General features: G+C 57.2%; 1 protein-coding gene. It reads left to right on the top strand.

What is annotated here, in order from left to right:
* On the top strand, window positions 1-99 hold a 99-nt coding region (locus I6F33_RS38605; RefSeq protein WP_346656715.1), incomplete at its 5' end, for an IS3 family transposase.
* Window positions 100-465: the final 366 nt, after the last annotated feature.

The following is a 465-nucleotide window of genomic DNA, read 5'->3' as shown; positions in this document are numbered from 1 at the left end:
GATATCTTTGCTTACATCGAGGGCTTCTACAATCGAAAGCGTCGTCACTCCGCCATCGGCTATATCAGCCCGATCGAGATGGAGCTAAAAGCAGCTTAACCCTGTCCATTTTTTCGGGGGAAGATCATCCTGCCGTCATGAAGCCGCCCACGCTAGGAACGGCAACACGACTTCGGGCAGCTCATCCGTCAAGCGCAGAACGTTGATGGCATCGCCCCCACATTGCCTCAGCTTCGCGATCGCGTGTGCGAGGACATCGGGAGTATCAGGCTCGACGGCCGCAGTGCGCGGTGCGAACTGTAGCTTTACGACGCCCATGTCACTCTACGCCCCTGCCGTATAGCGCGACAATCTGGGTGGGAAGCGCACGACAATCAGGATGGCGAGTCGGTGTCGCGGCGAGGTGATGATTGCCGCGTTAATTGTCGCGCGCAAGAGTTTTTTGAACTCTGATTGTCGCGGAGC

The sequence above is a fragment of the Bradyrhizobium sp. BRP20 genome, from assembly GCF_020194215.1.
GTDB classification, from domain to species: domain Bacteria; phylum Pseudomonadota; class Alphaproteobacteria; order Rhizobiales; family Xanthobacteraceae; genus Bradyrhizobium; species Bradyrhizobium yuanmingense.
This window is presented reverse-complemented; position numbering and strand designations above follow the sequence as displayed.